This is a genomic window from Salsuginibacillus kocurii DSM 18087, assembly GCF_000377705.1.
Classification (GTDB): Bacteria; Bacillota; Bacilli; order Bacillales; family Marinococcaceae; genus Salsuginibacillus; species Salsuginibacillus kocurii.
In genome coordinates this window covers 434,954-459,606 of the sequence record NZ_KB898624.1, presented here as the reverse complement: position 1 = coordinate 459,606, position 24,653 = coordinate 434,954, and the positions used below count along the sequence as shown (strand labels likewise).

25 protein-coding genes are annotated in these 24,653 nt (G+C 44.1%); 24 read left to right on the top strand and 1 reads right to left on the bottom strand.

Going from position 1 to position 24,653, the window contains the following annotated elements; genetic code table 11:
* The first annotated feature begins 33 nt into the window (after window positions 1-33).
* The 6 genes from fapR (at window position 34) to rnc (ending at window position 4,865) form a co-directional block, all read left to right on the top strand.
* Window positions 34-603 carry a transcription factor FapR gene (gene fapR, locus D469_RS0106580; protein WP_018922590.1) on the top strand — a complete coding sequence of 190 codons (570 nt, stop codon included), beginning with the start codon at window positions 34-36 and terminating at the stop codon, window positions 601-603.
* A 13-nt stretch (window positions 604-616) separates the two neighbouring features.
* The gene (plsX, locus tag D469_RS0106575; protein WP_018922589.1) at window positions 617-1,630 is read left to right on the top strand and encodes a phosphate acyltransferase PlsX; all 1,014 of its coding nucleotides are present in this window, start codon (window positions 617-619) and stop codon (window positions 1,628-1,630) included.
* Window positions 1,631-1,651: 21 nt separating this feature from the next.
* On the top strand, window positions 1,652-2,599 hold the full coding sequence (gene fabD / locus D469_RS0106570; RefSeq protein WP_018922588.1) for an ACP S-malonyltransferase: 948 nt from the start codon (window positions 1,652-1,654) through the stop codon (window positions 2,597-2,599).
* Window positions 2,599-3,342, top strand: a complete 744-nt coding sequence (gene fabG / locus D469_RS0106565) for a 3-oxoacyl-[acyl-carrier-protein] reductase (protein WP_018922587.1) — start codon at window positions 2,599-2,601, stop codon at window positions 3,340-3,342. The genes fabD and fabG overlap by 1 nt, the downstream gene beginning before the upstream one ends.
* A 112-nt stretch (window positions 3,343-3,454) precedes the next feature.
* Complete coding sequence (gene acpP / locus D469_RS0106560) at window positions 3,455-3,691, top strand: acyl carrier protein (RefSeq protein ID WP_018922586.1); 237 nt, start codon at window positions 3,455-3,457, stop codon at window positions 3,689-3,691.
* Window positions 3,692-4,169: 478 nt separating this feature from the next.
* Window positions 4,170-4,865: a ribonuclease III gene (rnc, locus tag D469_RS0106555; RefSeq protein ID WP_240473319.1), complete on the top strand. Its 696-nt coding sequence runs from the start codon at window positions 4,170-4,172 to the stop codon at window positions 4,863-4,865.
* 380 nt (window positions 4,866-5,245) lie between these two features.
* Here rnc and D469_RS0106550 read toward each other — a convergent pair whose 3' ends face one another.
* Window positions 5,246-5,467 carry a DUF1128 domain-containing protein gene (locus D469_RS0106550; RefSeq protein WP_018922584.1) on the bottom strand — a complete coding sequence of 74 codons (222 nt, stop codon included), beginning with the start codon at window positions 5,465-5,467 and terminating at the stop codon, window positions 5,246-5,248.
* A 132-nt stretch (window positions 5,468-5,599) separates the two neighbouring features.
* Here D469_RS0106550 and smc point away from each other — a divergent pair, with 132 nt between their 5' ends.
* The 18 genes from smc (at window position 5,600) to topA (ending at window position 24,551) form a co-directional block, all read left to right on the top strand.
* Window positions 5,600-9,187, top strand: coding sequence for a chromosome segregation protein SMC (gene smc / locus D469_RS0106545; RefSeq protein ID WP_018922583.1), 3,588 nt, complete (start codon window positions 5,600-5,602; stop codon window positions 9,185-9,187).
* A 12-nt stretch (window positions 9,188-9,199) separates the two neighbouring features.
* On the top strand, window positions 9,200-10,195 hold the full coding sequence (gene ftsY, locus D469_RS0106540) for a signal recognition particle-docking protein FtsY (protein WP_018922582.1): 996 nt from the start codon (window positions 9,200-9,202) through the stop codon (window positions 10,193-10,195).
* Window positions 10,196-10,333: 138 nt separating this feature from the next.
* Window positions 10,334-10,690 carry a putative DNA-binding protein gene (locus D469_RS0106535; protein ID WP_018922581.1) on the top strand — a complete coding sequence of 119 codons (357 nt, stop codon included), beginning with the start codon at window positions 10,334-10,336 and terminating at the stop codon, window positions 10,688-10,690.
* On the top strand, window positions 10,672-12,030 hold the full coding sequence (gene ffh / locus D469_RS0106530) for a signal recognition particle protein (RefSeq protein ID WP_018922580.1): 1,359 nt from the start codon (window positions 10,672-10,674) through the stop codon (window positions 12,028-12,030). The genes D469_RS0106535 and ffh overlap by 19 nt, the downstream gene beginning before the upstream one ends.
* Window positions 12,031-12,184: 154 nt before the next feature.
* On the top strand, window positions 12,185-12,457 hold the full coding sequence (gene rpsP, locus D469_RS0106525) for a 30S ribosomal protein S16 (protein ID WP_018922579.1): 273 nt from the start codon (window positions 12,185-12,187) through the stop codon (window positions 12,455-12,457).
* Between the two features lie 36 nt (window positions 12,458-12,493).
* Window positions 12,494-12,724, top strand: coding sequence for a KH domain-containing protein (locus tag D469_RS0106520; protein ID WP_018922578.1), 231 nt, complete (start codon window positions 12,494-12,496; stop codon window positions 12,722-12,724).
* 71 nt (window positions 12,725-12,795) lie between these two features.
* The gene (locus D469_RS0106515) at window positions 12,796-13,224 is read left to right on the top strand and encodes a YlqD family protein (RefSeq protein ID WP_018922577.1); all 429 of its coding nucleotides are present in this window, start codon (window positions 12,796-12,798) and stop codon (window positions 13,222-13,224) included.
* Window positions 13,211-13,729, top strand: a complete 519-nt coding sequence (gene rimM / locus D469_RS0106510) for a ribosome maturation factor RimM (RefSeq protein ID WP_018922576.1) — start codon at window positions 13,211-13,213, stop codon at window positions 13,727-13,729. Before D469_RS0106515 ends, rimM begins: the two co-directional genes overlap by 14 nt.
* Window positions 13,726-14,460 (top strand): tRNA (guanosine(37)-N1)-methyltransferase TrmD, encoded by a 735-nt coding sequence (trmD, locus tag D469_RS0106505; RefSeq protein ID WP_018922575.1) that lies wholly within the window; start codon window positions 13,726-13,728, stop codon window positions 14,458-14,460. Before rimM ends, trmD begins: the two co-directional genes overlap by 4 nt.
* Window positions 14,461-14,582: 122 nt before the next feature.
* Window positions 14,583-14,927: a 50S ribosomal protein L19 gene (rplS, locus tag D469_RS0106500; protein ID WP_018922574.1), complete on the top strand. Its 345-nt coding sequence runs from the start codon at window positions 14,583-14,585 to the stop codon at window positions 14,925-14,927.
* Between the two features lie 116 nt (window positions 14,928-15,043).
* On the top strand, window positions 15,044-15,901 hold the full coding sequence (ylqF, locus tag D469_RS0106495) for a ribosome biogenesis GTPase YlqF (protein WP_018922573.1): 858 nt from the start codon (window positions 15,044-15,046) through the stop codon (window positions 15,899-15,901).
* 184 nt (window positions 15,902-16,085) lie between these two features.
* Complete coding sequence (locus tag D469_RS0106490; RefSeq protein ID WP_018922572.1) at window positions 16,086-16,847, top strand: ribonuclease HII; 762 nt, start codon at window positions 16,086-16,088, stop codon at window positions 16,845-16,847.
* Window positions 16,848-16,871: 24 nt separating this feature from the next.
* Complete coding sequence (locus D469_RS0106485; protein WP_018922571.1) at window positions 16,872-18,734, top strand: hypothetical protein; 1,863 nt, start codon at window positions 16,872-16,874, stop codon at window positions 18,732-18,734.
* Window positions 18,731-19,027, top strand: coding sequence for an EscU/YscU/HrcU family type III secretion system export apparatus switch protein (locus D469_RS0106480; RefSeq protein WP_018922570.1), 297 nt, complete (start codon window positions 18,731-18,733; stop codon window positions 19,025-19,027). Before D469_RS0106485 ends, D469_RS0106480 begins: the two co-directional genes overlap by 4 nt.
* 192 nt (window positions 19,028-19,219) lie before the next feature.
* Window positions 19,220-20,380, top strand: a complete 1,161-nt coding sequence (gene sucC / locus D469_RS0106475) for an ADP-forming succinate--CoA ligase subunit beta (RefSeq protein ID WP_018922569.1) — start codon at window positions 19,220-19,222, stop codon at window positions 20,378-20,380.
* Between the two features lie 19 nt (window positions 20,381-20,399).
* Entirely contained in the window at window positions 20,400-21,311 is a 912-nt protein-coding gene (sucD, locus tag D469_RS0106470; RefSeq protein WP_018922568.1) for a succinate--CoA ligase subunit alpha, read from the top strand.
* A gap of 117 nt (window positions 21,312-21,428) precedes the next feature.
* Entirely contained in the window at window positions 21,429-22,301 is an 873-nt protein-coding gene (gene dprA, locus D469_RS0106465; RefSeq protein ID WP_018922567.1) for a DNA-processing protein DprA, read from the top strand.
* A 177-nt stretch (window positions 22,302-22,478) separates the two neighbouring features.
* Entirely contained in the window at window positions 22,479-24,551 is a 2,073-nt protein-coding gene (gene topA, locus D469_RS0106460; RefSeq protein ID WP_018922566.1) for a type I DNA topoisomerase, read from the top strand.
* Window positions 24,552-24,653: the final 102 nt, after the last annotated feature.

The following is a 24,653-nucleotide window of genomic DNA, read 5'->3' as shown; positions in this document are numbered from 1 at the left end:
CACCTAGTCATAATAACAGGCGGTGGCTTGCGGATGAAGCTTTCAAAGGCTGAAAGACAACAGAAATTACAAAAAACGGTTGAGGAAAACCCGTTTGTAACTGATGAAACACTTGCTTCAACGTTTCAAGTCAGTGTTCAAACCATACGTCTTGATCGCATGGCTTTATCTATACCTGAACTTCGCGAGCGCATTAAGCATGTGGCCAGGCTACAGCTAGATGATGTTAAAGCTTTACAGGAAGAAGAAGTTATCGGAGATATTGTTGATTTGACTCTGGATGAGAAAGCCATATCAATACTGGATGTCAACAGAGAGCATACGTTTTCACGCACAGGAATTGCCAGAGGACACCACCTTTTTGCCCAGGCTAACTCACTTGCAGTTGCTGTCATCAACGATGAGCTGGCGTTAACGTCCACAGCTTCTGTAAACTTTAGACGGCAAGTAAAAGAACAAGAGCGAGTGATTGCTAAGGCTCAAGTAACCCATGTACATGCTGCGCGAACGACAGTTTCTGTTCATAGTTACGTGGAAGAAGAGCTCGTGTTTTCTGGGGAGTTTCTCATGTATAGATCGACACGTTCCGAAGCCGATCAATAAAGGAGTCGAAGTTATGAAAATTACGATTGACGCTATGGGAGGCGATCACGCCCCAAAAGCCCAAGTAGCAGGGGCAATAGCTGCTGCACGAGCGTTTAAAGACTTGTCGATTACGCTTGTGGGGGATAAAGAGCAAATCATGGAACACCTTGGGGACCGATATCCCAAAACGATTGATGTTTTACATGCTGAAGAAGTTATTCTTTCTACAGATGCTCCAACAAAAGCCGTGCGCCGTAAAAAAGATTCTTCTATGGTGCAAACAGTTCGGCAAGTAAAAGAAGGCGGGGCGGATGCCTGTATATCTGCTGGTAATACTGGTGCGTTGATGACGGCCGGCTTGCTGCACGTAGGACGCATCGAAGGAGTCAGCAGACCGGCCCTTGCCCCGATGCTGCCAACTTTGGATGGGGAAGGATTTTTACTGCTTGATGTCGGAGCTAACATAGAAGCTAAAGCAGAGCATTTGTTGCAATATGCGTTGATGGGACACGTTTACATGGAAGAAGTGAAAAAAAAGAAAGCACCAAAGGTCGGTCTTTTAAATGTAGGTGCTGAAGAGGGTAAAGGTAATGAGCTGACAAAACAAGCTTATGACCTCCTAGACCAAGCACCGATTGATTTTTATGGCAACATTGAGGCTAGAGATCTGTTGGATGGTGCTTGTGACATTGTAGTCTGCGACGGTTTTGCAGGAAATGTCCTGCTTAAATCTATCGAAGGGACAGCTGGCACTCTCTTTTCACTGTTAAAGCAAGAATTGACATCTTCTGTGAAAAATAAAATGGCAGCCGGCATGTTAAAGCCAAGCTTTTCTACTATTAAAGAAAAGATGAGCTATTCCCATTATGGCGGAGCTGGGTTATTTGGGTTAAATGCACCAGTTATTAAAGCCCATGGATCGTCCGACCATACTGCAATCTATCATGCAGTTCGACAGGCCAGGCAGATGGTGGTAGAAGATGTAGCTACAACGATCCGAGAAAATGTCTCGAATTGGGACAACGTAGATAACTCAATTACTTAGGGAGAGAAAGGAAGACATGTGATGGGAAAAACTGCTTTTGTATTTCCAGGCCAAGGCTCACAACAAGTAGGGATGGCTTCGGATCTGGCTGAGCATTTTGAAACAGCCAGAAGAATTGTTGAACAAGCTGATGAGTATTTAGGCTATTCGTTGTCTTCAATTATGTTTCAAGGACCGGAAGATAGTCTGAAACAGACGGAGAATACGCAGCCGGCCCTGGTAACAGCAGGGTGTGCAGCTTTTGAAGTATTAAAAGAGCGAGGCGTTCAATTTGATTTCACGGCCGGGCACAGTTTAGGAGAATATGCAGCCTTGGTTGCTGCTGGCAGTCTTACGTTTCAGGAGGCTGTTGAAGCAGTGCATGCACGTGGCAAATTCATGGAAGAAGCTGTTCCCTCTGGCCAAGGTGCAATGGCGGCCGTCATGGGAATGGAACGAGAAACTTTGGAAGAAGCAGTAAAAGCAGCTTCGACAGATGGAGAAACTGCTGAGCTGGCCAATTTAAATGCGCCAGGCCAAATTGTTATCTCTGGGACAGCTGAAGGTGTAAAGCGTGCCGGAGAAGAGGCAAAAGCAAAAGGAGCCAAACGAGTCATACCATTGAATGTCAGTGGGCCTTTTCATTCAAGTTTAATGAAACCGGCTGCTGATCAATTAGCTCAAACATTAGAACAAAAGACGTTTAAGAACGCAGAAGTACCGGTGGTATCTAATGTGAAAGCAGTAGGAGAGACAGATAAAGACCAGATTAAGGAACAGTTAATTTCTCAAGTTGTTTCACCTGTACTTTGGGAAGACAGCATCCGTTATCTAATCGACGAAGGGGTAGACACTTTTGTGGAAATAGGTAGTGGCAAAGTGCTTTCTGGGTTGGTCCGAAAAATACAGCGCAAGGGGATAGAGGTACATGCTGTATTTGACCAAGAATCATTGGAAGCATTTATCGAAGCGAAAGGGGCAAATTCATAATGCTAACTGGAAAACACGCATTAGTTACTGGCGGTTCACGAGGGATAGGGCGTGCCATTGCTTTAGAACTTGCGGCCAGTGGGGCCAACGTAGCTGTAAACTACTCCGGCAATCAAGAAAAAGCGGAGGAGGTAGTTAAAGCCTGTATGGAGTACGGGGTACACTCCTTCTCTGTGCAGGCGGATGTAGCAAATGAAAAAGATGTAAAAGCAATGGTTAAACAAGTGACAACTGAATTTGGTGCGCTCGATATCTTAGTAAACAATGCCGGTATTACAAAAGATAATTTGTTGATGCGGTTAAAAGAAGAAGACTGGGATGCAGTAATGGATACGAATTTAAAAGGTGTCTTTCAATGTTCAAAAGCAGCTGTGCGCCCGATGATGAAACAACAAGAAGCGACGATTATCAACATCTCTTCTGTAGTTGGAGTGCTTGGGAATGCCGGCCAGGCCAATTATGTGGCAGCTAAAGCAGGAGTGATTGGACTTACCAAAACCCTGGCCCGTGAATTCTCGAGCCGAAATATTCGTGTGAACGCGGTTGCGCCTGGCTTTATTCAAACAGAAATGACAGATGAGTTAGGTGAAGAGACAAAGGAAAAGCTATTGGCTGAAATTCCATTAAATGAACTAGGCCAAGCAGAAGATGTAGCCCGGGTTGTTCGCTTCTTAGCAAGTGAGGACAGCCGCTATATGACGGGCCAAACCCTTCATGTCGATGGTGGAATGGTCATGCCGTAAGTTTTAGCCTTTTCATTTCAAAGGCTATGTCCTATAATGAGCTTGGAACGTTGTTGGATAAAGAAAGAACCATCTTTCTCCTTTCGTTCATTTTGCAGAGGAGGTGAAAGCATTGGCAGAACAAATACTAGATAGAATTAAAAAAATCGTAGTTGATCGTCTCGGTGTGGAAGAGTCCGAAGTTAAGCCGGAGGCGACATTCAAGGATGACCTTGGGGCAGATTCTCTTGATGTAGTAGAGCTTGTCATGGAACTTGAAGATGAGTTTGACCTTGAAATTTCTGATGAAGAAGCTGAAAAAATTGCTACCGTTGCTGACGTGGTGGATTACATAAACGCTCAGCAATAACAACTATGTATAAGAGGCAGCCTTAGGCGGTAAGTCCCATTTGCTGAATGGGACTTCCTCTTATATAACAAGCGTTTTTATGAGAAGATCCACATGCTGTTTCTTATTCACAACGCCTTGAGTCAATAAAGGCATAGAATTACATCCAGGCTTTGGTACACCGTAAGAATGTACAAATAGTTGAAGGAAACGGTATACGTACAACTAAGGTTCGGCCTGCGCCGTCGGCTTGGCTTTGCCAAAAGTTTTTTAAAAGAACGTAGTTGTTAACGGTCGATGATATTCCGGAAATGCCGAGGTCCTGCGGGTAGTAAGGAGATCAAAAGAATATTAGTACTACTCTTTCACAGAGCTCACATTATAAAAAAGGGGTGAAGATATGGGACATTCAACAAATAAAAAAGGATCAAATGGTAAAGTCCGAAAAGGGAAGAAGCAATTAAAGATATCGCAAGAACATCGCGACCGGCTCCAGCAAATGCTCGATTCCGTAGAATTAAGCTTTAAAGATGATAAGCTGTTTATTCAAGCTTTTACTCATTCTTCTTATGTAAATGAGCATAGGATACGAACGGTTCATGATAATGAAAGGCTTGAATTTCTTGGAGATGCTGTGCTAGAGCTGGCCGTTTCCCAGCACGTATTTAAACGATTCCCTGCCATGAGTGAAGGGGAGATGACGAAACTGCGTGCTGCAGTCGTATGTGAGCCTTCGCTCGCAGCTTTAGCAGAGCAACTCCGGTTTGGAGAACTTGTCCTCTTAGGAAAAGGTGAAGAAATGACTGGAGGCAGAGAGCGTCCTGCTTTGCTTGCAGATGTGTTTGAAGCGTTTGTCGGTGCACTGTATCTGGATGGAGGAATGGAACAGGTTTATAGTTTTTTGGAGCAGACGGTTTTCTTAAAGATCGCTAATGGTTCATTTGCTCACATGATGGACTTTAAGAGCCAGCTTCAAGAAGTCGTGCAACGTGATAATCTTGGGACCATACGTTATGAAATCGTTGAAGAAAAAGGTCCGGCTCACAGTCGTGAGTTTGTTTCTGTTGTTCAGTTAAATGAGGAAACAACCGGAAAAGGCGTTGGAAGGTCGAAAAAAGAAGCAGAACAACTGGCAGCACAGCAGGCCTTAACTGAACTAGGAGGAGAAGACCCCGTTCTACGTCATCTCAAATAGGAAGAATAGGCTGTAGTCTCTATTAAGGTTTGGATGGGACATGAGGGAAAGTGGGCTGGTAAGCTGAGCCTAAAGTAAATGGGCTACCCTATCATAAGTCAGTCTAGTCATTGGCAAAAGCAGCCGAACTATCTAGGCGCTTATCACTTGCCCACGTGTCCCATCGGCTTTCTCTGTTAGGTAGTGGTGATAAAGAACTCATTATGAACACTACAGCAAAGAAAATCGAGAGAGAAGAATCCCTTCCCTCCCACTGAGGCGTTAAGAACGGCAACAGTTAAGAGAGCAAACAAATAAAAAAGAGGACAAGTTCCTCTTTTTTTGTGAACAAAAATGTTTATACTGGCTGTAACAAAGCCTCGCTTACTGCAATGGCAGGACTATGCTTTTAACGAAGCGATTTCAGCGACGATCGCTTCCATCTCACTAACACTAATATTGTCTTTAGATATAATGAGTTCATACAAGTCTTTAACTTCTTCATAGCGGGACAGTTCAAAGCCTTCTGGATTGAGCGCTTGCGCGTTTACAAGTTGAAGCTTATCGCGAATGCCATCGAGCATATAAGCTAAATTTTCTTCTGATTTTGTTTCAAGATCCATGTGTTGTTCACCCTTCCTAATACGACTATGCATGTATTGTAACCTTTGCCGTCTATTTTTCAAAGTATCAATTTAATCGTCTTACACATCACAGAATGATGAAAAGCACAGCACGAGGAAGGAGGGGGAGTTATGTACCTTAAACGAATGGAACTAAAAGGATTTAAATCTTTTGCTGACCATGTACATATTGATATGACCCCAGGCGTTACCGTTATTGTAGGACCAAATGGAAGTGGAAAAAGCAATATTGCTGATGGCATCCGTTGGGTCCTGGGTGAACAATCTGTGAAATCATTGCGCGGCCAGCGGATGGAAGATGTGATTTTTGCTGGAAGCTCTGAGCGAAAACCCGTAAACATGGCTGAAATTACGCTCATATTAGACAATGAAGACCAATTTTTAGAGATGGATTATAGTGAAATTAGTTTAACTCGAAAATTATATCGCTCTGGAGAGAGTGAGTATTTTATTAACAAAAGCCCTTGCCGTAGAAAAGATGTTATTGAGATATTAATTGATTCAGGGCTTGGAAAAGAAGCATATTCGATCATTGGCCAAGGTCAGGTCGATGAAATCCTTTCTAGCAAACCGGCTGACCGCCGCCGCATTTTTGAAGAAGCAGCGGGAGTACTTAAATATAAAACGAGAAAAGAACAAGCAGAAAAAAAACTGCTTGATACGACAGATAACCTTAACCGCATGAACGATATTCTGCATGAACTATACGACCAGCTTGAACCTCTTAAAGAACAAGCTTCAGTTGCGAAACAATACCTTTCAAAAAAGGAAGAATTGAAAAGTAAGGAAGTTGCTCTCTTAACTTATGATATTAAAGAAGCACACCGCTTCTGGGAAGAAGAAAAACAGGCGATTGATGTTTTGACCGAGAAGGAAGAAACTCTACGAACGAAGAAAACAGAGCTAGAAGCCGAACAAAATAAAGGCAACGAGACAGTGCGCGAGCTAGAAGAAGCTATATCACTCGAGCAGGAAAAGCTTATGAAAGCAACTGAAAAAGTCGAACAACAAGAAGGACAGCGAGCACTTTTTCAAGAAAGAGGAAAGCATGCAAAAGAACGCTTGCAAGAACTAGAATCCCGCCAGGACGAATTAGAACATGTTTTTGCCACTGCTAATGAAGAATGGCAGACCGAACAAAAGAAGCTGCAGACAAAGAAGAAAGAAGAAAAAGAAACGAGCCAACTCTTAGCACGGTTAGAACCGGACAGCGCATTTAACCCAGATGAGTTAAAAGATGAGATTGAACGGCTAAAAAGTCAGTATATTGACGCTCTTAACCAGCAGGCAGCTGTTCGCAATGAAATCAAGTCAGCCTCTGAACAGCTCGAGCGCACAAATAAACGCTTGGAAAAGCTGGAAGAAGAGAATTATGGGAATATTGAAGAGCGTAAACAGGTGCGGCTAGAAAAAGAGGAGCTTGAAGAACGAATTGAATCTGTAAGCAAGAAACTCGAAAAAGAAAACGAGTCGCTTAAGTCGCTTGAACAGACCTTGCAAACTGCCCGCACGGAAAAAGAAGAAGCTGAACGCAACCAATACCAGGCCTATCAACATATCCAGGATGCTAAATCGCGTTTAAAGATGCTTGAAGAGATGGAAGCAGACTTTCGAGGCTTTCATCAAGGCGCGAAAGAAGTTTTAAAAGCTAAGCAATCAGGGCTTAGTGGCATACACGGGGCAGTAGCAGAACTCATACATGTCTCGGAATCGTACGAAACAGCAATTGAAACGGCTCTTGGCGGGGCGCTGCAGCATGTGGTGGTAGACGCAGAAAAAGATGGGCGCCAAGCTATTCAGTATTTAAAAACAAATGGAAAAGGCAGAGCGACCTTTTTGCCTTTGGAAACGGTAAAAGAACGTTCCATTGATGCAGACCAGTTAAACCGGGTTAAGTCCTTAAAAGGTTTTGTAGGTGTGGCAGCTGACATGGTGGAGGCTGATGCATCTTATCAACCCGTTGTGCGCCATTTGCTAGGTGCGATCATTTTAGCGGAAACATTAAAAGACGCAAATGAAATTGCGGGTATCCTTCGTTATCGCTTCCGCATCGTCACCTTAGATGGTGATATCGTAAACCCGGGCGGGGCGATGAGCGGTGGGAGTCGTAAGCAAAACAATAATCCATTGTTAGGGCGTCAGCGTGAAATAAAAGAATTGCAAACAAAGATTACGAAGATGGAAGCTAAAACTCTCGTGATCGAAAAAAATACCCAAACTGCTCAAGCATATGTAGATGAACAGAACAACGCGCTTGAAGAAGCCAAGCTGTCCAAAGAAACGCTAGAACATGAATTGGCGGAGTTACGAAATGAACGGATTGAAATTGATGGCCGCTTGGCAAGACTAGATGCAAAGCTTCAACTATTCGACCGCGAAAAAACAGCGCTTGAAGACGATGCACAGGACGCTACCGCTCGTCAACAAGCCGCTGCAGCAGAAGAACAACGTTATAGTAAGCAGTTAGAAGAACTAGACCGCAGCTTAAAACAACAAGAAGCCAAACAACACGAAGTGGAAGCCTCTCAATCTAAAAATAGAGAAGAAATTCAAGAGTTGAAGTTAACATTGGCTACTCAGCGTGAACAAACGAGGAGTCAAGAGCAGCTGGTAGAACGCTTAACGAATGAAAAAGAAGAACATGCACGCCTGTTAGAAGAGGTTAAAGAAGAATTAGAAGTATTAAGAGAACGATTAAATGAAGTAAGTGGTGGGACGAACCATTTAGAAGAAGATGTGGTTCAGGCAAAAGAAGAGAAAATAAAGCTAGAACAAGTGTTGGCAGAAAAACGAAAAAGCCTTCATACCGAAACATCAAATTCGACAAAACTCGCAAAAGAGATCAAGGAACTTCAAGCTTCTCGAGAACAGGCAAAAGAACAAATCCACCAACGTCAGATGAAGATAAACCGGGTGGAAATGGAACTAGACACCCTGTTAAATAAACTAGAACAAGAATATGAGCTGAGTTTTGAAAGAGCGAATGAAGAATATTCATTACAGGAAGACCCTGAAGAAACAAGAGAAAAAGTAAACCTTTTAAAAATGGATATTAATGAACTTGGTGCTGTAAATCTTGGCGCGATTGATGAATATGAGCGCATCAAAGAACGTGAAGAATTTTTAAGCGGCCAACAAGAAGACCTGAGTGAAGCAAAATCAGGGCTAGAACAAGTCATTTATGAAATGGATGAAGAAATGACACGGCGTTTCCAAGAGACGTTCACGCAAATCCGTACTCATTTTAAAGACACCTTCTGTGAACTGTTTGGCGGCGGAGAAGCAGACCTTACCTTGACTGAACCGGACGAATTAATTTCTACCGGGGTTGAGATTGTGGCAAGGCCGCCAGGAAAGAAAAAACAAAACCTTTCTTTGCTTTCTGGCGGCGAAAAAGCATTAACCGCAATTGCTTTGCTATTTTCCGTCTTAAAAGTAAAACCTGTGCCATTTTGTGTACTTGACGAAGTAGAAGCAGCATTAGACGAAGCGAATGTGGCTCGTTTTGCCTCTTATTTAAAAAGGGCAAGTGATAAGGCTCAATTCATTGTCGTGAGCCACCGTAAAGCTACCATGGAAGAAGGAAATGCCTTGTACGGAGTGACAATGGAAGAATCAGGCGTGTCACGGCTCGTTTCCGTGCAATTAGAAGAGTCCTTGTTATATACGGAGCAGAAGCCTCATCCATCTGCCACTTGAAAGGAGTAACGTATGAGTTTCTTTAAAAAACTAAAAGATAAGATGACGACGCAAACGGACCAGATGACCGAAAAGTTTAAGGATGGTCTCTCGAAAACGAGAGAATCGTTTGCAGGCAAAATGAATGAATTGATGGCGAAATACCGCCAAGTAGATGAAGATTTCTTTGAGGAATTAGAAGAATTGTTGATCGGCGCTGATGTCGGGGTCGAAACAGTAATGGAATTAATCGATGAGCTTGAACGTGAAGCAAAACTTCGCAATATTAAAGAGCCTGAGAAGCTAGCGCCAGTCATTAGTGAAAAATTGGCTGCCAAATTGGATAAAAGCGGTGAAGATACGAAGCTGAACATGCAAGAAGACAGCATGACCGTTATTTTATTTGTCGGAGTAAATGGAGTGGGGAAAACAACGTCTATTGGAAAGCTTGCTCACCAGTTTAAAGAACAAGGGAAGCATGTCGTCATGGCTGCAGGTGATACATTTCGTGCCGGGGCGATTGAGCAATTGGAAGAATGGGGGAACCGTGTCGGTGTGGACGTGGTTAAACAGCAGGCTGGATCCGATCCGGCAGCGGTCATGTACGACGCGATTCAGTCAGCTCGCTCTAAAAAAGCGGATGTACTACTTTGTGATACTGCCGGCAGGCTGCAGAACAAAGTAAACTTGATGAAAGAACTTGAAAAAGTAAAGCGGGTAATCAGCCGAGAAATCCCGGACGCTCCGCATGAAGTATTGCTCGTGTTAGATGCAACGACAGGTCAAAATGCGATGAGCCAGGCGAAAACATTCCAAGAAGCTACGGATGTGTCAGGAATTGTGTTAACTAAGCTTGATGGTACAGCAAAAGGTGGAATTGTTCTAGCTATTCGAAACGAGTTGGATGTGCCGGTTAAATTTGTAGGGCTTGGAGAAAGAGCAGAAGATATGCAGCCCTTTGAAGCGGATCAGTTCGTCTACAGTTTGTTTAAAGAAATGGTTGAACAAGAAGATACAGAAAAAGAATAAAGAGCGGGTAGCGTAAAGGTAAAAACTTGACACGTCTTTTCCCTCTCCTGTATGATTTCGGTTAGAAAAGGGTTTTAGTTAGTGGCTTTGTCCGTCAAGGGGATGTAACAAAGCGCGCCCATTAAAAGGGATGATCCAATGCTGGAAAAAACGGTGCGAATGAATGCATTATTTGATTTTTATCACCATCTATTAACGGAAAAACAGCAAAAGTATCTCGAACTTTATTTTTTAGATGATTATTCACTAGGCGAGATAGCAGATACGTATGATGTCAGCAGGCAGGCAGTATATGATAATATTAAGCGGACAGAAATGATGCTTGAAGAGTATGAAAAGAAACTTGGCTTATATTACAGGTACCGTGAACGTTTGCAGGTCTACCAAGATATGCGCAAGCTGCTGGGAGAAGATAGCGTTGAGCTTTTGCGTATGCTTGAACGCCTCGAACAGTTAGAGGAGGAGGGACAGAAAGAATGGCATTTGAAGGTCTAACTGAAAGGCTTCAAGGGACGCTTGACCGCATCAAAGGGAAAGGAAAAGTCTCGGAAGCGGACGTTAAGGAAATGATGCGGGAAGTACGGCTTGCGTTGCTTGAAGCTGACGTGAACTACAAGGTTGTTAAACAGTTTATAAACAGTGTGAAAGAACGTGCGGTCGGCCAGGAGGTCATGAAAAGCCTCACCCCTGGCCAACAAGTGATTAAAGTTGTAAATGAAGAATTGCAAGCTTTGATGGGTGGAGAGCAAAGTAAGATTGCAGTTGCTGACAAAGCACCGACTGTCGTTATGATGGTCGGCCTGCAGGGGGCAGGTAAAACGACGACTGTGGCCAAACTGGCAAATCACTTGCGAAAAGAGCACAACCGGAGTCCTCTTTTAGCTGCAGCAGACGTTTATCGTCCAGCAGCCATTGATCAATTAGAAACGCTGGGTAAACAGCTGGAGATGCCTGTTTTCTCTTTAGGCACAGAAGCAAATCCAGTCGATATTGCCAAGGGTGCGGTTGAAAAAGCAAAAGAAGAACATCGGGATTATGTCCTTATTGATACAGCTGGCCGTTTGCATGTCGATGAAGCTCTTATGGGTGAATTGGAGCAAATTAAAAGTGAAGTCAATCCTGCTGAAATCTTGTTAGTCGTTGATGCAATGACCGGACAGGATGCAGTGAACGTAGCAGAATCCTTTAACGAACAGCTTGATGTTACAGGAGCTGTTCTAACTAAGCTTGACGGAGATACACGCGGTGGTGCGGCTATCTCTATTAAAGCAGTTACGGATACTCCTGTAAAATTTGCCGGGATGGGGGAGAAAATTGACCAGCTTGAGCCCTTCCACCCAGAACGTATGGCTTCACGGATTTTAGGTATGGGAGATGTTCTTTCTCTGATTGAGAAAGCGCAGACCAACGTAGATGAAGAGCGGGCAAAAGAGCTTGAAAAGAAAATGCGATCCGCTGACCTTACCTTTGATGACTTTTTGGAACAGCTTCAACAAGTACGTAATATGGGGCCGTTGGATGATTTGCTGCAAATGATGCCAGGAGCAAACAAAATGAAAGGGCTGAAAAATGCCCAAGTGGATGAAAGCCAGCTTACCCAAGTGGAAGCTATCGTTCGTTCGATGACAAAACAAGAAAAAGATGACCCATCTGTTATTAACGCTAGCCGGAGACGACGCATTGCGCAAGGTAGCGGCACCACGGTCAAAGATGTCAACCGCTTGCTCAAACAGTTTGAAGACATGAAGAAGATGATGAAGCAGATGAGTTCGATGCAAAAAGGAAAGGGAAAGAAAAAAGGAAAACAGATGAATCCCTTTTCCTTTATGCAATAAAAACAACTGCTTGCCCCGGGAAAACAGCTTTTCCCACGCAAGAGAGTAAAAGAGAATAAATTTCTCTAACGTGAAAAGGAAAATCCCTTTACAGATTGATTGAGAACCTTTATAATTTGCAAATGTGCGTAAAAACACTTGGAGGTGACGATTTATGGCAACTAAAATTCGCCTAAAGCGTATGGGCTCAAAAAAGGCACCATTTTATCGTGTTGTTGTAGCGGATTCCCGCGCGCCACGTGATGGCCGCTTTATTGAAGAGATTGGTACGTATAACCCACTAAAACAGCCGTCTGCTTTTAACGTAGATGAAGATAAAGCTGTTAATTGGATGCTTGAAGGTGCACAGCCTTCTGATACAGTACGTAATCTGTTTTCCAAAGCAGGTCTTATGGAACGCGTTCATAATAAGAAAAAAGAACAATAAGCAGATTGTTCGATTCTTGGTTGAGGAGGCGGCAGCGTGAAAACTTTACTGGAACGAATCGTCCGTGCCATTGTAGATTATCCGGAGGAAGTAAAGGTCACTGCAACAGAAGAAGAGGCCACTGTTTACTTGAAACTCCATGTCCATTCAGATGACATAGGTCGTGTGATTGGAAAGAAAGGCCGTGTGGCTTCATCGATCCGTACAGTGCTGACGGCTGCTTCAACCAGATTAGAGAAACGTGTCCGTCTTGACATTGTTGAATAATAGGAATTTAAGAAGAGGAGGGGCTTGCCTCTCCTTTTTTGTACCCTCACTGTTGAAATTGGAGGGCTAATATGAAAATAAAAAAACGAGCAATTGTGAAGCATATTCTCACCCCCCGGTACCGGGACCATCTCTTAAGTGAAATAAAAAAAGACCGTTATCAAGCGCAGGAAGAGATGGAACAATTAGAATTTCAGCTCCATAAACGAATGAAAGAAGAAACGGATGGAAGCAGGCGCCGTTTTATTAAAGATAAATATGAAGGTGAAATGTCGCGGAGACGCGAACGAATTGAACAAGCTTCCTTTAAAGAAAGTCGAATTAGTGCTCTTCCCGAAGATGCAGAGATCCCAAGAGAAACGGTTGAAACGTACCGCAATGTCCAAGTAGGAGACGTGTGGGCAGAGATTTCTGGTGAAGAGGAGATCATCGTAAAAGACGGGATTGTTGACTCCATTCGAAAACGAGGAAGGACAGAAGAAGACGATGACTTTATATAATGTCGGAAAGATTGTTAATACTCATGGCGTTCGTGGTGAACTTAGAGTAATCGCAGTAACGGACGCACCAGAGGAACGGTTCACGAACGGAGCGCGCTTGTATGTGGAAGGATCCGGTGGAGCGCAAGAAGTTACGGTGAAAAGCCATCGAAAGCACAAACAATTTGATCTGGTCACGTTCGAAGAGATTAATTCAATGGATGAAGCAAGCGCGTTAAAAGGCCAAATGTTAATGGTAGCTGAAGAAGACCGGGTACCAACAGAGGAAGATGATGAGTTTTATTACGATGAAATCATTGGGGCACTCGTTTATACAGAGGATGGTACAGAGCTTGGAACAGTGAAAGAAATCCTTCCGCTTGGTGCCAATGACGTTTGGGTCGTAAAGCGTGGCCACGAAAAAAAAGACGTGCTGCTGCCTTTCATTGAAGATGTAGTTCTCGATGTGAATGTTGCAGAGCAAACCATTACTGTTCGTTTGTTAGAGGGGTTGCTTCCTGAATGAAGATGCGTTTTTTAACTCTTTTCCCGGAAATGTTCAGCGGGGTATTTCAAGCTTCGATTATGCAGCAGGCAGCTTCAAGAGGCCATGTTTCTTATGAAGTGACTAATTTCCGTGACTATAGCAAAAATAAACACGGCAAAGTAGATGATTACCCGTATGGTGGAGGGGCTGGAATGGTATTAACGCCCCAGCCGTTGTTTGATGCGGTAGAAGATGTAAAAGAAAAAGCGTCAGCCCGCGTCATTTTACTTTGCCCTCAGGGGGAGCCTTTTCGTCAGGAAAAGGCTGAAACTCTGGCTCAGGAAGAAGAACTCATTTTTATTTGCGGACATTATGAAGGTTTTGATGAACGTATTCGGTCAGAATTAGTGACAGATGAAATTTCCTTGGGTGATTTCGTGTTAACAGGTGGCGAACTCCCGGCCATGGTAGTAGCAGACAGTGTGACTCGGCTCCTGCCAGGGGTGTTAGGAAATGACCAATCAGCAGCAGGAGATTCTTTTGCTGAAGAAACAAAACGGCTAGAATTTCCCCAGTACACTCGCCCTGCTGAGTTCCGCGGCCACCAGGTCCCGGAGGTTTTGTTATCAGGCCACCACCGCCGCATTGAAAAATGGCGCAATAAACAAGCTTTTTTACGGACAGTAACACGGCGTCCTGATCTAATCGATGAAGACGCGTTGAGCGATGAAGAACGAGAATGGTTAAAAGAAAATGAACGTAATTTGTAAATTGTAATTGCGAAGTTAGTCAGTATTGTGATACGATAAACGTTGTGGCGAAAGCCTTGAATCCGGTGTTCCGCTGCGGCTTTCCGCAAGAGCATTCGAGAGGGAAGGAGGAAAAGATACCCATGAATGAAATTATTCGTGAAGTGACAAAAGAACAACTTAAAACTGACGTACCTGACTTCCGCCCAGGAGACACAGTAAATGTGCACGTTAAGGTTGTGGAAGGTTCTAGAGAGCGTATCCAGCAGTTCCAAGGTGTTGTACTTAAGCGTCGCGGTTCTGGCATTAGCGAAACGTTCACGGTACGTAAGGTTACTTTTGGTGTAGGTGTAGAGCGGACATTCCCTGTTCATTCACCTCGCATCGACAAAGTCGAAGTTAAACGTCGCGGACGCGTACGTCAAGCACGTCTTTACTACCTACGTAAGCTTCAAGGAAAAGCAGCACGTGTTAAAGAACTTCGCTAGAAGCACAATTAAAGCGAATGTAAGGGAGCTTGCTTTTTGGCAGGCTCCTTTTTTTAATATGGCAAAAAGAGTGCCATAATAAAAAGATGGTACATATTTAAGAGGAGGTGAGGCAGATGACGATTCAATGGTTTCCGGGCCATATGGCAAAAGCGAACCGACAATTAAAGGAAATTTTAAATAAAGTTGATGTGGTGATTGAACTTGTTGATGCCAGAATACCTTTATCATCACGTAATCCGATGCTCGATGAAACTGTGCAAAATAAGCCGAGACTCATTGCGTTAACTAAACGGGATATGGCTGATGAAGACGTAACGAAGCAGTGGATCGAACATTTTGAATCCGGTGGTGAGCGAGTGGTATCAGTCGATGCTCGTAGCGGCCAAGGGGTAAAGGAATTGCTGGCGGCAAGTAAAGAGCTGGCTGAACCGGCTCTTAAAAAATGGAAAGATAAAGGGATAACGCCAAGAGCTGCCCGCGCGATGGTGGCCGGTGTTCCCAACGTTGGGAAGTCCACCTTGATTAATCGCTTATTGAATAAAAAAACAGCAAAAATTGGCGACACGCCTGGCATTACAAAACACCAGCAATGGTTAAAAGTTGGGAAGGAAATAGAACTATTGGATACGCCCGGGATTTTATGGCCTAAGTTCGAGCATGATGATGTGGGCTACCGGCTAGCAGCAACTGGGGCAATTAAAGATGAACGGCTCGATTTTGAAGATGTCGCTTTATACGTCGTTAATACGTTAAAAGAACGTTATCCACATGCCTTAAAAGAAAGGTATAAAGTCAGTGATGAAGCGTTAGAAGATGGAGTTCAGTGCTTTGAGGCAATTGGCAGGCACCGCGGTTGTTTAGTCGGTGGCGGGCATGTTGATTTTGATAAGGCTGCTGAGTTCATATTGCGTGATTTTCGTAAAGAAAAGTTAGGACGTATTAGTCTCGAACACCCTAATGATTGGATGTAAAGGTTGCCCAAGAGCGTTTCAGACGAGGCGCTCTTTTTGTGTTTTCTTCCGGCCCCCTGCCTCTGTTTGCTTCTAATTATGTGAGAGGCTTTTTTATGATTCAGACTGCGAACAAGCTATTTCTTTGATACGATTTACGAACAAGCTACTTTTTCCGATATAAGAAAGGAAGACATTTTAGGCAATGAAGAAAAAAACCATTCAAGAAATCAAGCATCTGCTTTTTCAACCGCAGTCCATTGATGAAACATTGATAGCGCAATTAAAACAAGACGAACGCAAAGGCGTGCAAAAGCTGCTTCAGCAGTATGAACAAAGACAAAAGAAAACGGCAGCCGAGAGACAAGCATTTTTGGACAAGCGAACGTTTGACCAGCAACAAGCAGCTAGAACGATGGGGATTGCGGGAATAGATGAAGTCGGTAGAGGCCCTTTAGCCGGGCCGGTAGTAGCAGCGGCTGTTGTGTTAGATGAAGAAACGTTGTATCCCGGATTAACAGATTCGAAAGCCCTCTCCTTAAAGCGGCGCTTAGAACTTGACAAACAAATAAGAGAGCGGTCTCTGGTAGGCGTCGCTGAAGCGACACCTGCTGAAATTGATCGATATAATATTTATAAAGCAACCCAGCTTGCTATGAAGCGAGCAGTGGAGAAGCTTAGTGTAGCTCCCCAGTATTTATTGGTGGATGCGATGCATGTACCAGTAGAAGTGCCACAACAAAAAATTGTAAAGGGCGACTTAAAAAGTGCGAGCATCGCTGCTGCTTCTATAGTGGCAAAAGTATACCGTGACCGCTATATGGAAGAGCTGGCAACTAGCTTTCCCGACTATGGGTTTGAACGAAATATGGGATATGGCACGAGCGAACATCTGGAGGCTATCCGCAAGACAGGGGTGTGTCATGCCCACCGTCGTAGTTTTCAGCCAGTAGCTGAGCATTTATAACGAAACGTGAAGGGAGCGGTCTGGATGAAAGGACTATCTCTGGATTCTTCGAATTTATCCCGCCCAAAGCTCCAGACAGGTCAGTCATTAAACTTAAGGCAAGGGCAAATTTTTCAAGGCCAAGTGATGAAGCTTTTTCCGCAGAGTTTGGCTACACTTCGAATTGGGGATATGAATGTCACAGCGCGGCTTGAAGCGGCGCTATCCACCGGGCAGTCCTATACCTTTCAGGTGAAAAAAGGAGAAGGTATTCCCCGTCTCCAAGTGTTGGATTCGAATACCGTCCGGCCTCCTGAAAGCCAAGCTCAGCAAGCTGGTACTGGGAATACGGAAGCAAGAGCTTCAGGTCAGGCTGCGTCTTCAAGCCACACAACGGTGCTCAGTCAGCTCGGATTGGGAGATACAAGAGCCAACCAACAGCTGCTCTCTCATTTGCAACGAGAGCAGGTGCCTTTTACTCGTGAACAACTACAGCAAGGTGCTGATATGCTTCAACAAATGGGGCGTCTGAATGCTGAGGGGATGCGGACTGTACAAACGATGATTCAGCGTGAGCTGCCCCTAACAGCTACAACCTTTCAGTCTGTGCAAGCAGCGACGGATTCTAGTTCGCTAGCCAAGCAGCTTGCCCAACTGCAAAACAACTTAAGTCAGCATCTTCAATCTAGTGGTGCTAGCTCTCAGGAAGGAAGGCAGCTGCAAGCAGGGTTAGATTCGATCCTTCGGTCCATGCAGCTTCCTGCTCAATCAAGCTCTAGTACAGGAGGGTCCCAAAGCCTCGTTTCATTGCTTCAGGCCATGACTTCTACTCAAGTGCCGGCAAACATCAATCAGGGAGCAGAACAGTTAGCGCGGCGCATAGGGCTGCTCTCTGAGGGGATGGGACGAGAAGCCTTCCTGCAAAGCGTCCAACAAAATGTGCTCAACCCCTCCAATCAAGAGGTGGTACGCGAGTTATGGCCTTCTTTGTCGCGGGCAGGTCAAGGGTCAGGCCTTTCGCAAATGGAGCCTGCGCAGCTGTTTAATTTTTTAATGAGCCGCTTAACACCGGCTGAAGGAACAGCTGGAGAACGTCAACTTTCTCAGTTGAGCCAACTTCTGCCCAGCCAGGTCCAAGCAGCCACAGGTACGGAACGCCTTAATACACTTCTGCAACAGAACACCAACTTCTCAAGTGCTGAACAACAAGTGCTGACCCGGATGTTAACGACTCCATCTACACATGGAGCAATAGAAGGAACGAATGCAAGCCCAGGAGCTCAGCTGCAGCAGCTCTTCAACATGATGGGCCTCGGTCATGAACGCCAACTTGGATCAGTGTTGACAGCAAGTGCAGAAGGACAGCAATCACTTAGTGACGCGCAAGTATCGGAGCGTCTAAAACCGTTATTATTGCAGCATATGCAACAGCTTCCAGATGGGCTGCGCCTCCAAGCTGAACAGTTGGTACATCGTTTAACCGGTCAACAGCTCTTATCAACTGAGCAACAAGGTCCTCTCCAACAAACAACGCAGCAAATTCCGTTGCAGCTAGGTAATTTTCAGACGGACTTGACGATGCAATGGGAAGGGCGCCGACAGAAAGATGGATCGATTCATCCAGACCATGCTAGGGTGCTATTTTATTTGGAGCTGGAGCAATTAGGGCATACAGTGGTAGATGTCCAAATTCAAAACAGAATCGTTTCAGTGCAGGTTTTAAATGATGAAAAAGAACCGAAAACGTTACTTTCTTTGTTAAAACCTTTTTTACAAGAACAGCTCCAATCCAAAAACTACCAGTTATCAGGCTTGTCGTGGAAACAAATACAGGAGTCCGGACCCAATAATGCAGCAACTGCCTATCAGAACTATACTGGCTATGAAGGAGTGGATGTTCGCGTATGAGTGAACACGAAGATAAAGCACATGAAGAAATTGTACGCAAACGAGCAGTAGCTCTCGGTTATAACGAACAATTTCAAGATGCTCCGGAAGTAAAGGCAAAGGGAAAAGGTTATATGGCTGAAGAATTGATTGCTAAAGCCAAAGCAGCCAATGTACCGATCCAGGAAGACCAGTCGCTTGTAGAGCTTTTGAGCCAGCTTGAAATCAATGAATCCATACCGACAGAGCTCTATGAAGTGGTGGCAGAAGTGTTTGCATTTGTTTATCGGATCGATCAAAATGTTCATTCTTAAGTAAGTTTGAATGAGAACGGTTGCAAAATTTTTTGTAAACTTTTGACGAAATGTTGAAATAATAATAGTTTTTATATAGGATTAAGGGTGTGTGCCGAACTGTGTGAAAAAACACATAGTTCGACTTTATTCCGTGCGCGACCTAGTCCGCATGAAAATACGTACGGAACCGTTAGGAGGATGGAGAAAAACATGAATATTCATGAGTATCAAGGGAAAGAGCTCCTGAGACAGTACGGTGTTGCTGTGCCAAATGGCAAAGTTGCATTCTCCGTGGATGAAGCGGTGGAATCTGCAAAGGCCCTGGGCACTGATGTGAATGTGGTAAAAGCCCAGATTCACGCTGGTGGCCGTGGTAAAGCAGGTGGTGTTAAAGTAGCTAAAAACCTGGACAATGTGCGTACATACGCAGATGAGATTCTTGGGAAGACACTTGTTACGCATCAAACTGGTTCAGAGGGTAAAGAAGTGAAACGTCTCTTAATTGAAGAGGGATGTGACATTCAAAGCGAGTTTTATATCGGCCTCGTATTGGACCGGGCGACTTCCCGGATTGTGTTAATGGGCTCAGAAGAAGGCGGCACAGAGATTGAAGAAGTCGCTGAAGAAACGCCTGAGAAGATTTTCAAAGAATTTATTGACCCAGCAGTAGGACTGCAGGGGTATCAAGCACGTCGTCTAGCATTTAACATTAATATTCCGTCTGATTTGCTCGGACAAGCTGTTAAATTCATGAGCGGCCTTTATCAAGTGTTTGTAGAAAAAGACTGTTCAGTTGCTGAGATTAATCCGCTTGTTACAACTGGTGATGGAAAAGTAATGGCGCTTGATGCAAAGTTGAACTTTGATTCTAATGCGCTTTATCGCCAGAAGGATCTATTGGAATTCCGCGATCTGGACGAAGAAGATCCTAAAGAGATTGAAGCGAGCAAACATGACTTGAGCTATATCGCTCTCGATGGCAACATTGGCTGTATGGTAAATGGTGCAGGTCTTGCGATGTCGACGATGGATATTATTAAGCATTACAACGGCGACCCTGCCAACTTCCTTGATGTGGGCGGCGGCGCAAGTGCTGAAAAAGTAACTGAAGCATTTAAGATTATTCTTGACGATGAACATGTAAAAGGGATTTACGTTAATATCTTCGGCGGCATCATGAAGTGTGACGTGATTGCAGAAGGTGTTATCGCAGCTACAAAAGAAGTTGGTCTTGAGCTTCCGTTAGTTGTTCGTTTAGAGGGTACAAACGTTGAACAAGGCAAGAAAATTCTTGAAGAATCCGGCTTGAACATTACTGCTGCTGATTCAATGGCAGATGGTGCACAAAAAATCGTAGAGCTAGTGAAATAGAAAGGCGGGACGTGCTGGCATGAGTGTCATGATAGATAAAGATACCAAAGTCATTGTACAAGGTATTACGGGCTCGACAGGACTGTTTCACACGAAGCAGGCTATTGAGTACGGAACAAATATTGTAGGCGGTGTCACACCAAAAAAAGGCGGCACAGAAATCGAAGGTGTTCCAGTTTTTGATACAGTCGAAGATGCAGTGAAAGCAACAGGAGCAACAGCTTCTGTCATTTATGTTCCACCTGCATTTGCAGCGGATGCCATTATGGAAGCAGTAGATGCTGAATTGGATTTGGCAATCTGTATCACTGAAGGAATTCCTGTACTTGATATGTTAAACGTACGTCGTTTTATGGAAGGCAAGAAAACACGACTTGTCGGTCCAAATTGCCCGGGGGTTATCACACCAGAGGAGTGTAAAATCGGCATTATGCCTGGCTATATTCATAAACCAGGCCATGTTGGTGTCGTTTCACGTTCTGGAACGTTAACTTATGAAGCTGTAGACCAGCTTTCTACCGCAGGCATTGGGCAATCGACTGCAGTTGGTATCGGGGGCGATCCGGTAAACGGAACAAACTTCATCGATACTTTGAAATTGTTTAATGAAGATCCTGATACGAAAGCTGTTGTGATGATTGGTGAAATCGGCGGTACAGCCGAAGAAGAGGCGGCTGAATGGATCAAAGAAAATATGTCGAAGCCAGTTGTTGGCTTTATCGGCGGCCGTACAGCACCTCCAGGAAAACGCATGGGCCATGCAGGCGCCATTATTTCCGGCGGCAAAGGTACAGCCGATGAAAAGATTAAAACCCTAGAAAATTGTGGGGTGAGCGTAGCTGATACACCTGCAGTGATTGGTGAAACGCTAATCGAGTCCTTAAAAGAAAACAACTTGTATGAAGAATGCCTCACACACGACGCAAAATAAGTGAAATTATAGAAAGGGCTGGGCAGACACCAGCCCTTTTCCTCTACTATCCTTCCCTTCTTTTTGTTTTCCTTCTTATTATTTCCATACTCTTACTATTTATATAGGAGGTTGAATATGGACGAATCTGCCCTCGCTCTTTCGTATTATCATTGGTATCTTGGACCCAATAATCGGCTCTTTACGAACATGGAACGCGCAAATTTGTTTACGAAAGACGCTGCCAACTTCTCCGTCCAAGAGCTTGCCTCTTATGCTGGCGTGCGCTCACAGCAGCTCAAAGCGCTGGCTGATGCACCGACATTTCGTGAGTTTAAACAAATGCTTGCGAAGATGAACATCCAAACGGTTACTATCTTTGACCAAGATTACCCAACACGTCTTAGAAGAATGCATGACCCTCCTTATGTCCTTTATCTAAAAGGCCAAAAAAAGACATGGAACCACTTTGATCTACTTGGAGTAGTTGGCACCCGGCAAGCAACTCCGTACGGAGAAGCAATGCTCCATGAAATACTTCCGCCGTTAGTTCAAGAAGGAACAGTCATTGTAAGTGGCCTGGCTGTCGGTATTGATACCATAGCGCACCGGCTTGCAGTAGCTTCGAAGGAACAAACGATTGCAGTTCTTGGCAGTGGTTTTAATTATCTGTACCCCAAGTCCAATCTTGCCTTAGCCCGACTTATTGCAAGAGATCATTTGCTCATCAGTGAATTCCCTCCCCACACCCCTCCCCAAAAATGGCACTTTCCCATGCGTAACCGACTTATCAGTGCATTGTCTGACCGCTTATTTGTTGTTGAAGCAGGATTGAAGTCAGGCTCTTTAATTACAGCAGAAATGGCGTTGGAACAAGGAAAAGATGTACTTGCTCTTCCTGGTCCTATTCATGAACCAGTTTCTATGGGAACGAACCGGCTTATTCAAGACGGAGCGTATCCAATTTTACAAGTTGAGGACTTGAAGGTAGCTTCCCAAAAGGGTAGGTAAATAAAAAATGTACAAGGAAATAAATAAAGCTGTAAGGCTGATATAAACACGGTTTAACCACTCCTGAAAGGGCTGAATCAAGCGGGTTGGAGCGTTTCTTATATTTGACAAACCTAAAACCCATGTTTAATAATAGGGAAGATTTTAAAATTCCCAAAGGGGGAGGAAACATCCGAGATGGCAGATTATTTAGTAATAGTTGAATCTCCCGCCAAAGCAAAAACAATCAGTAAATATCTGGGGAAAAAATATACGGTGAAAGCTTCAATGGGACACGTAAGAGACTTGCCAAAAAGTCAGATGGGTGTTGACGTTGAAAATGAATACGAACCGCGGTATATTACGATCCGTGGTAAAGGTCCTGTATTAAAAGAGTTAAAAACTGCGGCCAAAAAGGCTAAAAAAGTCTATTTAGCTGCCGACCCAGATCGTGAAGGTGAGGCAATTGCTTGGCACCTCGCCTATAGCTTAGGCGTGGATTTAGATAGTGAATGCCGGGTAGTATTTAATGAGATTACAAAACCAGCTATTAAAGATTCATTTAAAAACCCTCGAAAAATTAATTATGATCTAGTTGATGCCCAACAGGCGAGACGAATTTTAGACCGTTTGGTTGGGTACAACATCAGTCCATTATTATGGAAAAAAGTCAAAAAAGGCTTAAGTGCTGGGCGTGTTCAGTCGATTGCTGTTAAAATGATTATAGACCGTGAACAAGAGATTCAAAACTTTCAGCCGGAAGAATACTGGAGCATTAAAGGCAGCTTTACGTACGGAAAAGAAAGCTTTGAAGCCAAGTTTTATGGTCAGGATGGTCAGAAAAAGGATTTAGGAACTGAAGAAGAAGTTAACCAAGTTCTAAATGCGATTCAAGGTGAAGACTTTCAGGTCGACACCGTTAAAAAACGTGAACGTAAGCGAAACCCAGTATTGCCTTTTACAACATCATCCTTGCAGCAAGAAGCAGCTCGAAAATTAAACTTCCGCGCAAAGAAAACGATGATGGTAGCTCAACAGCTTTACGAAGGGGTAGATGTCGGTAAAGAAGGAACAGTGGGTCTGATCACATATATGCGTACAGACTCGACCCGGATTTCTGATACGGCGAAACAAGAAGCGAAAGAATACGTAGAAGCAAATTATGGGGCAGACTATACGCGCAAAAACGAGCGCAAGCAAAAGCAAGATAATAATGCGCAGGACGCCCACGAAGCCATCCGCCCAACTGCTATTTTTAAAGACCCGAAGAATATGAAGCCTTATTTGAGTCGGGATCAATACCGCTTATATAAATTGATCTGGGAACGAATGGTCGCAAGTGAAATGGCGCCGGCCGTAATGGATACGATGACAGTCGATTTATCGAATAACGGCGTGATGTTTCGTGCAACTGGTTCTAAAGTGAAGTTCCAAGGTTTCATGAAAGTCTACGTAGAAGGCAGCGACGATCAAAAGAAAGAAGAAAATAAATTGTTGCCTGACTTAAAAGAAGGCGAGACAGCCAAAAAAGAAGAGCTTGAACCGAACCAGCACTTCACTCAGCCTCCGCCGCGTTATACAGAGGCCCGTCTCGTTCGGACTATGGAAGAACTGGGGATCGGGCGTCCGTCCACATACGCGCCAACGTTAGATACGATTCAGCGTAGAAATTATGTGGCTTTGCAGGACCGCCGCTTTGTGCCGACAGAGCTTGGTGAAATTGTACTCGACTTAATCGTCGAGTTCTTCCCGGAAATATTAAATGTGGAGTTCACTGCCCAAATGGAAAGTGACCTTGACCACATTGAAGAAGGCAAAGCAAACTGGGTTCACATTATTGATGACTTTTACCAAGGCTTTGACAAACGGTTAAAAGTTGCTGAAGAAGAAATGAAAGAAGTAGAAATTAAGGATGAACCGGCCGGTGAAGACTGTGAAGAATGCGGTCATCCAATGGTTTATAAAATGGGAAGATACGGCAAGTTTATGGCTTGCTCTAACTTCCCTGATTGCCGTAACACGAAGCCGATTTTAAAAGAAATCGGAGTGAAGTGCCCGAAATGTACAGAAGGTAACGTCGTTGAACGAAAGAGCAAGAAAAACCGAACCTTTTTCGGATGTGACCGGTACCCGGACTGCGACTTTATTTCCTGGGATAAACCAATTTCCAGACCGTGTCCTAAGTGTGAAAACCTACTGGTCGAAAAGAAAACGAAAAAAGGAATTCATGTTCAGTGTACGGAGTGTGATTATAAAGAAGATCCAAATTAATGCTGTATGACTTGTGAATATGCAGTCTTTGGATTTACCTTGAGACTTCCCCTTTTTAAAAAGGGGGTTTTCTCATGTCTGGACAACTAGTTAGAAAGCAAG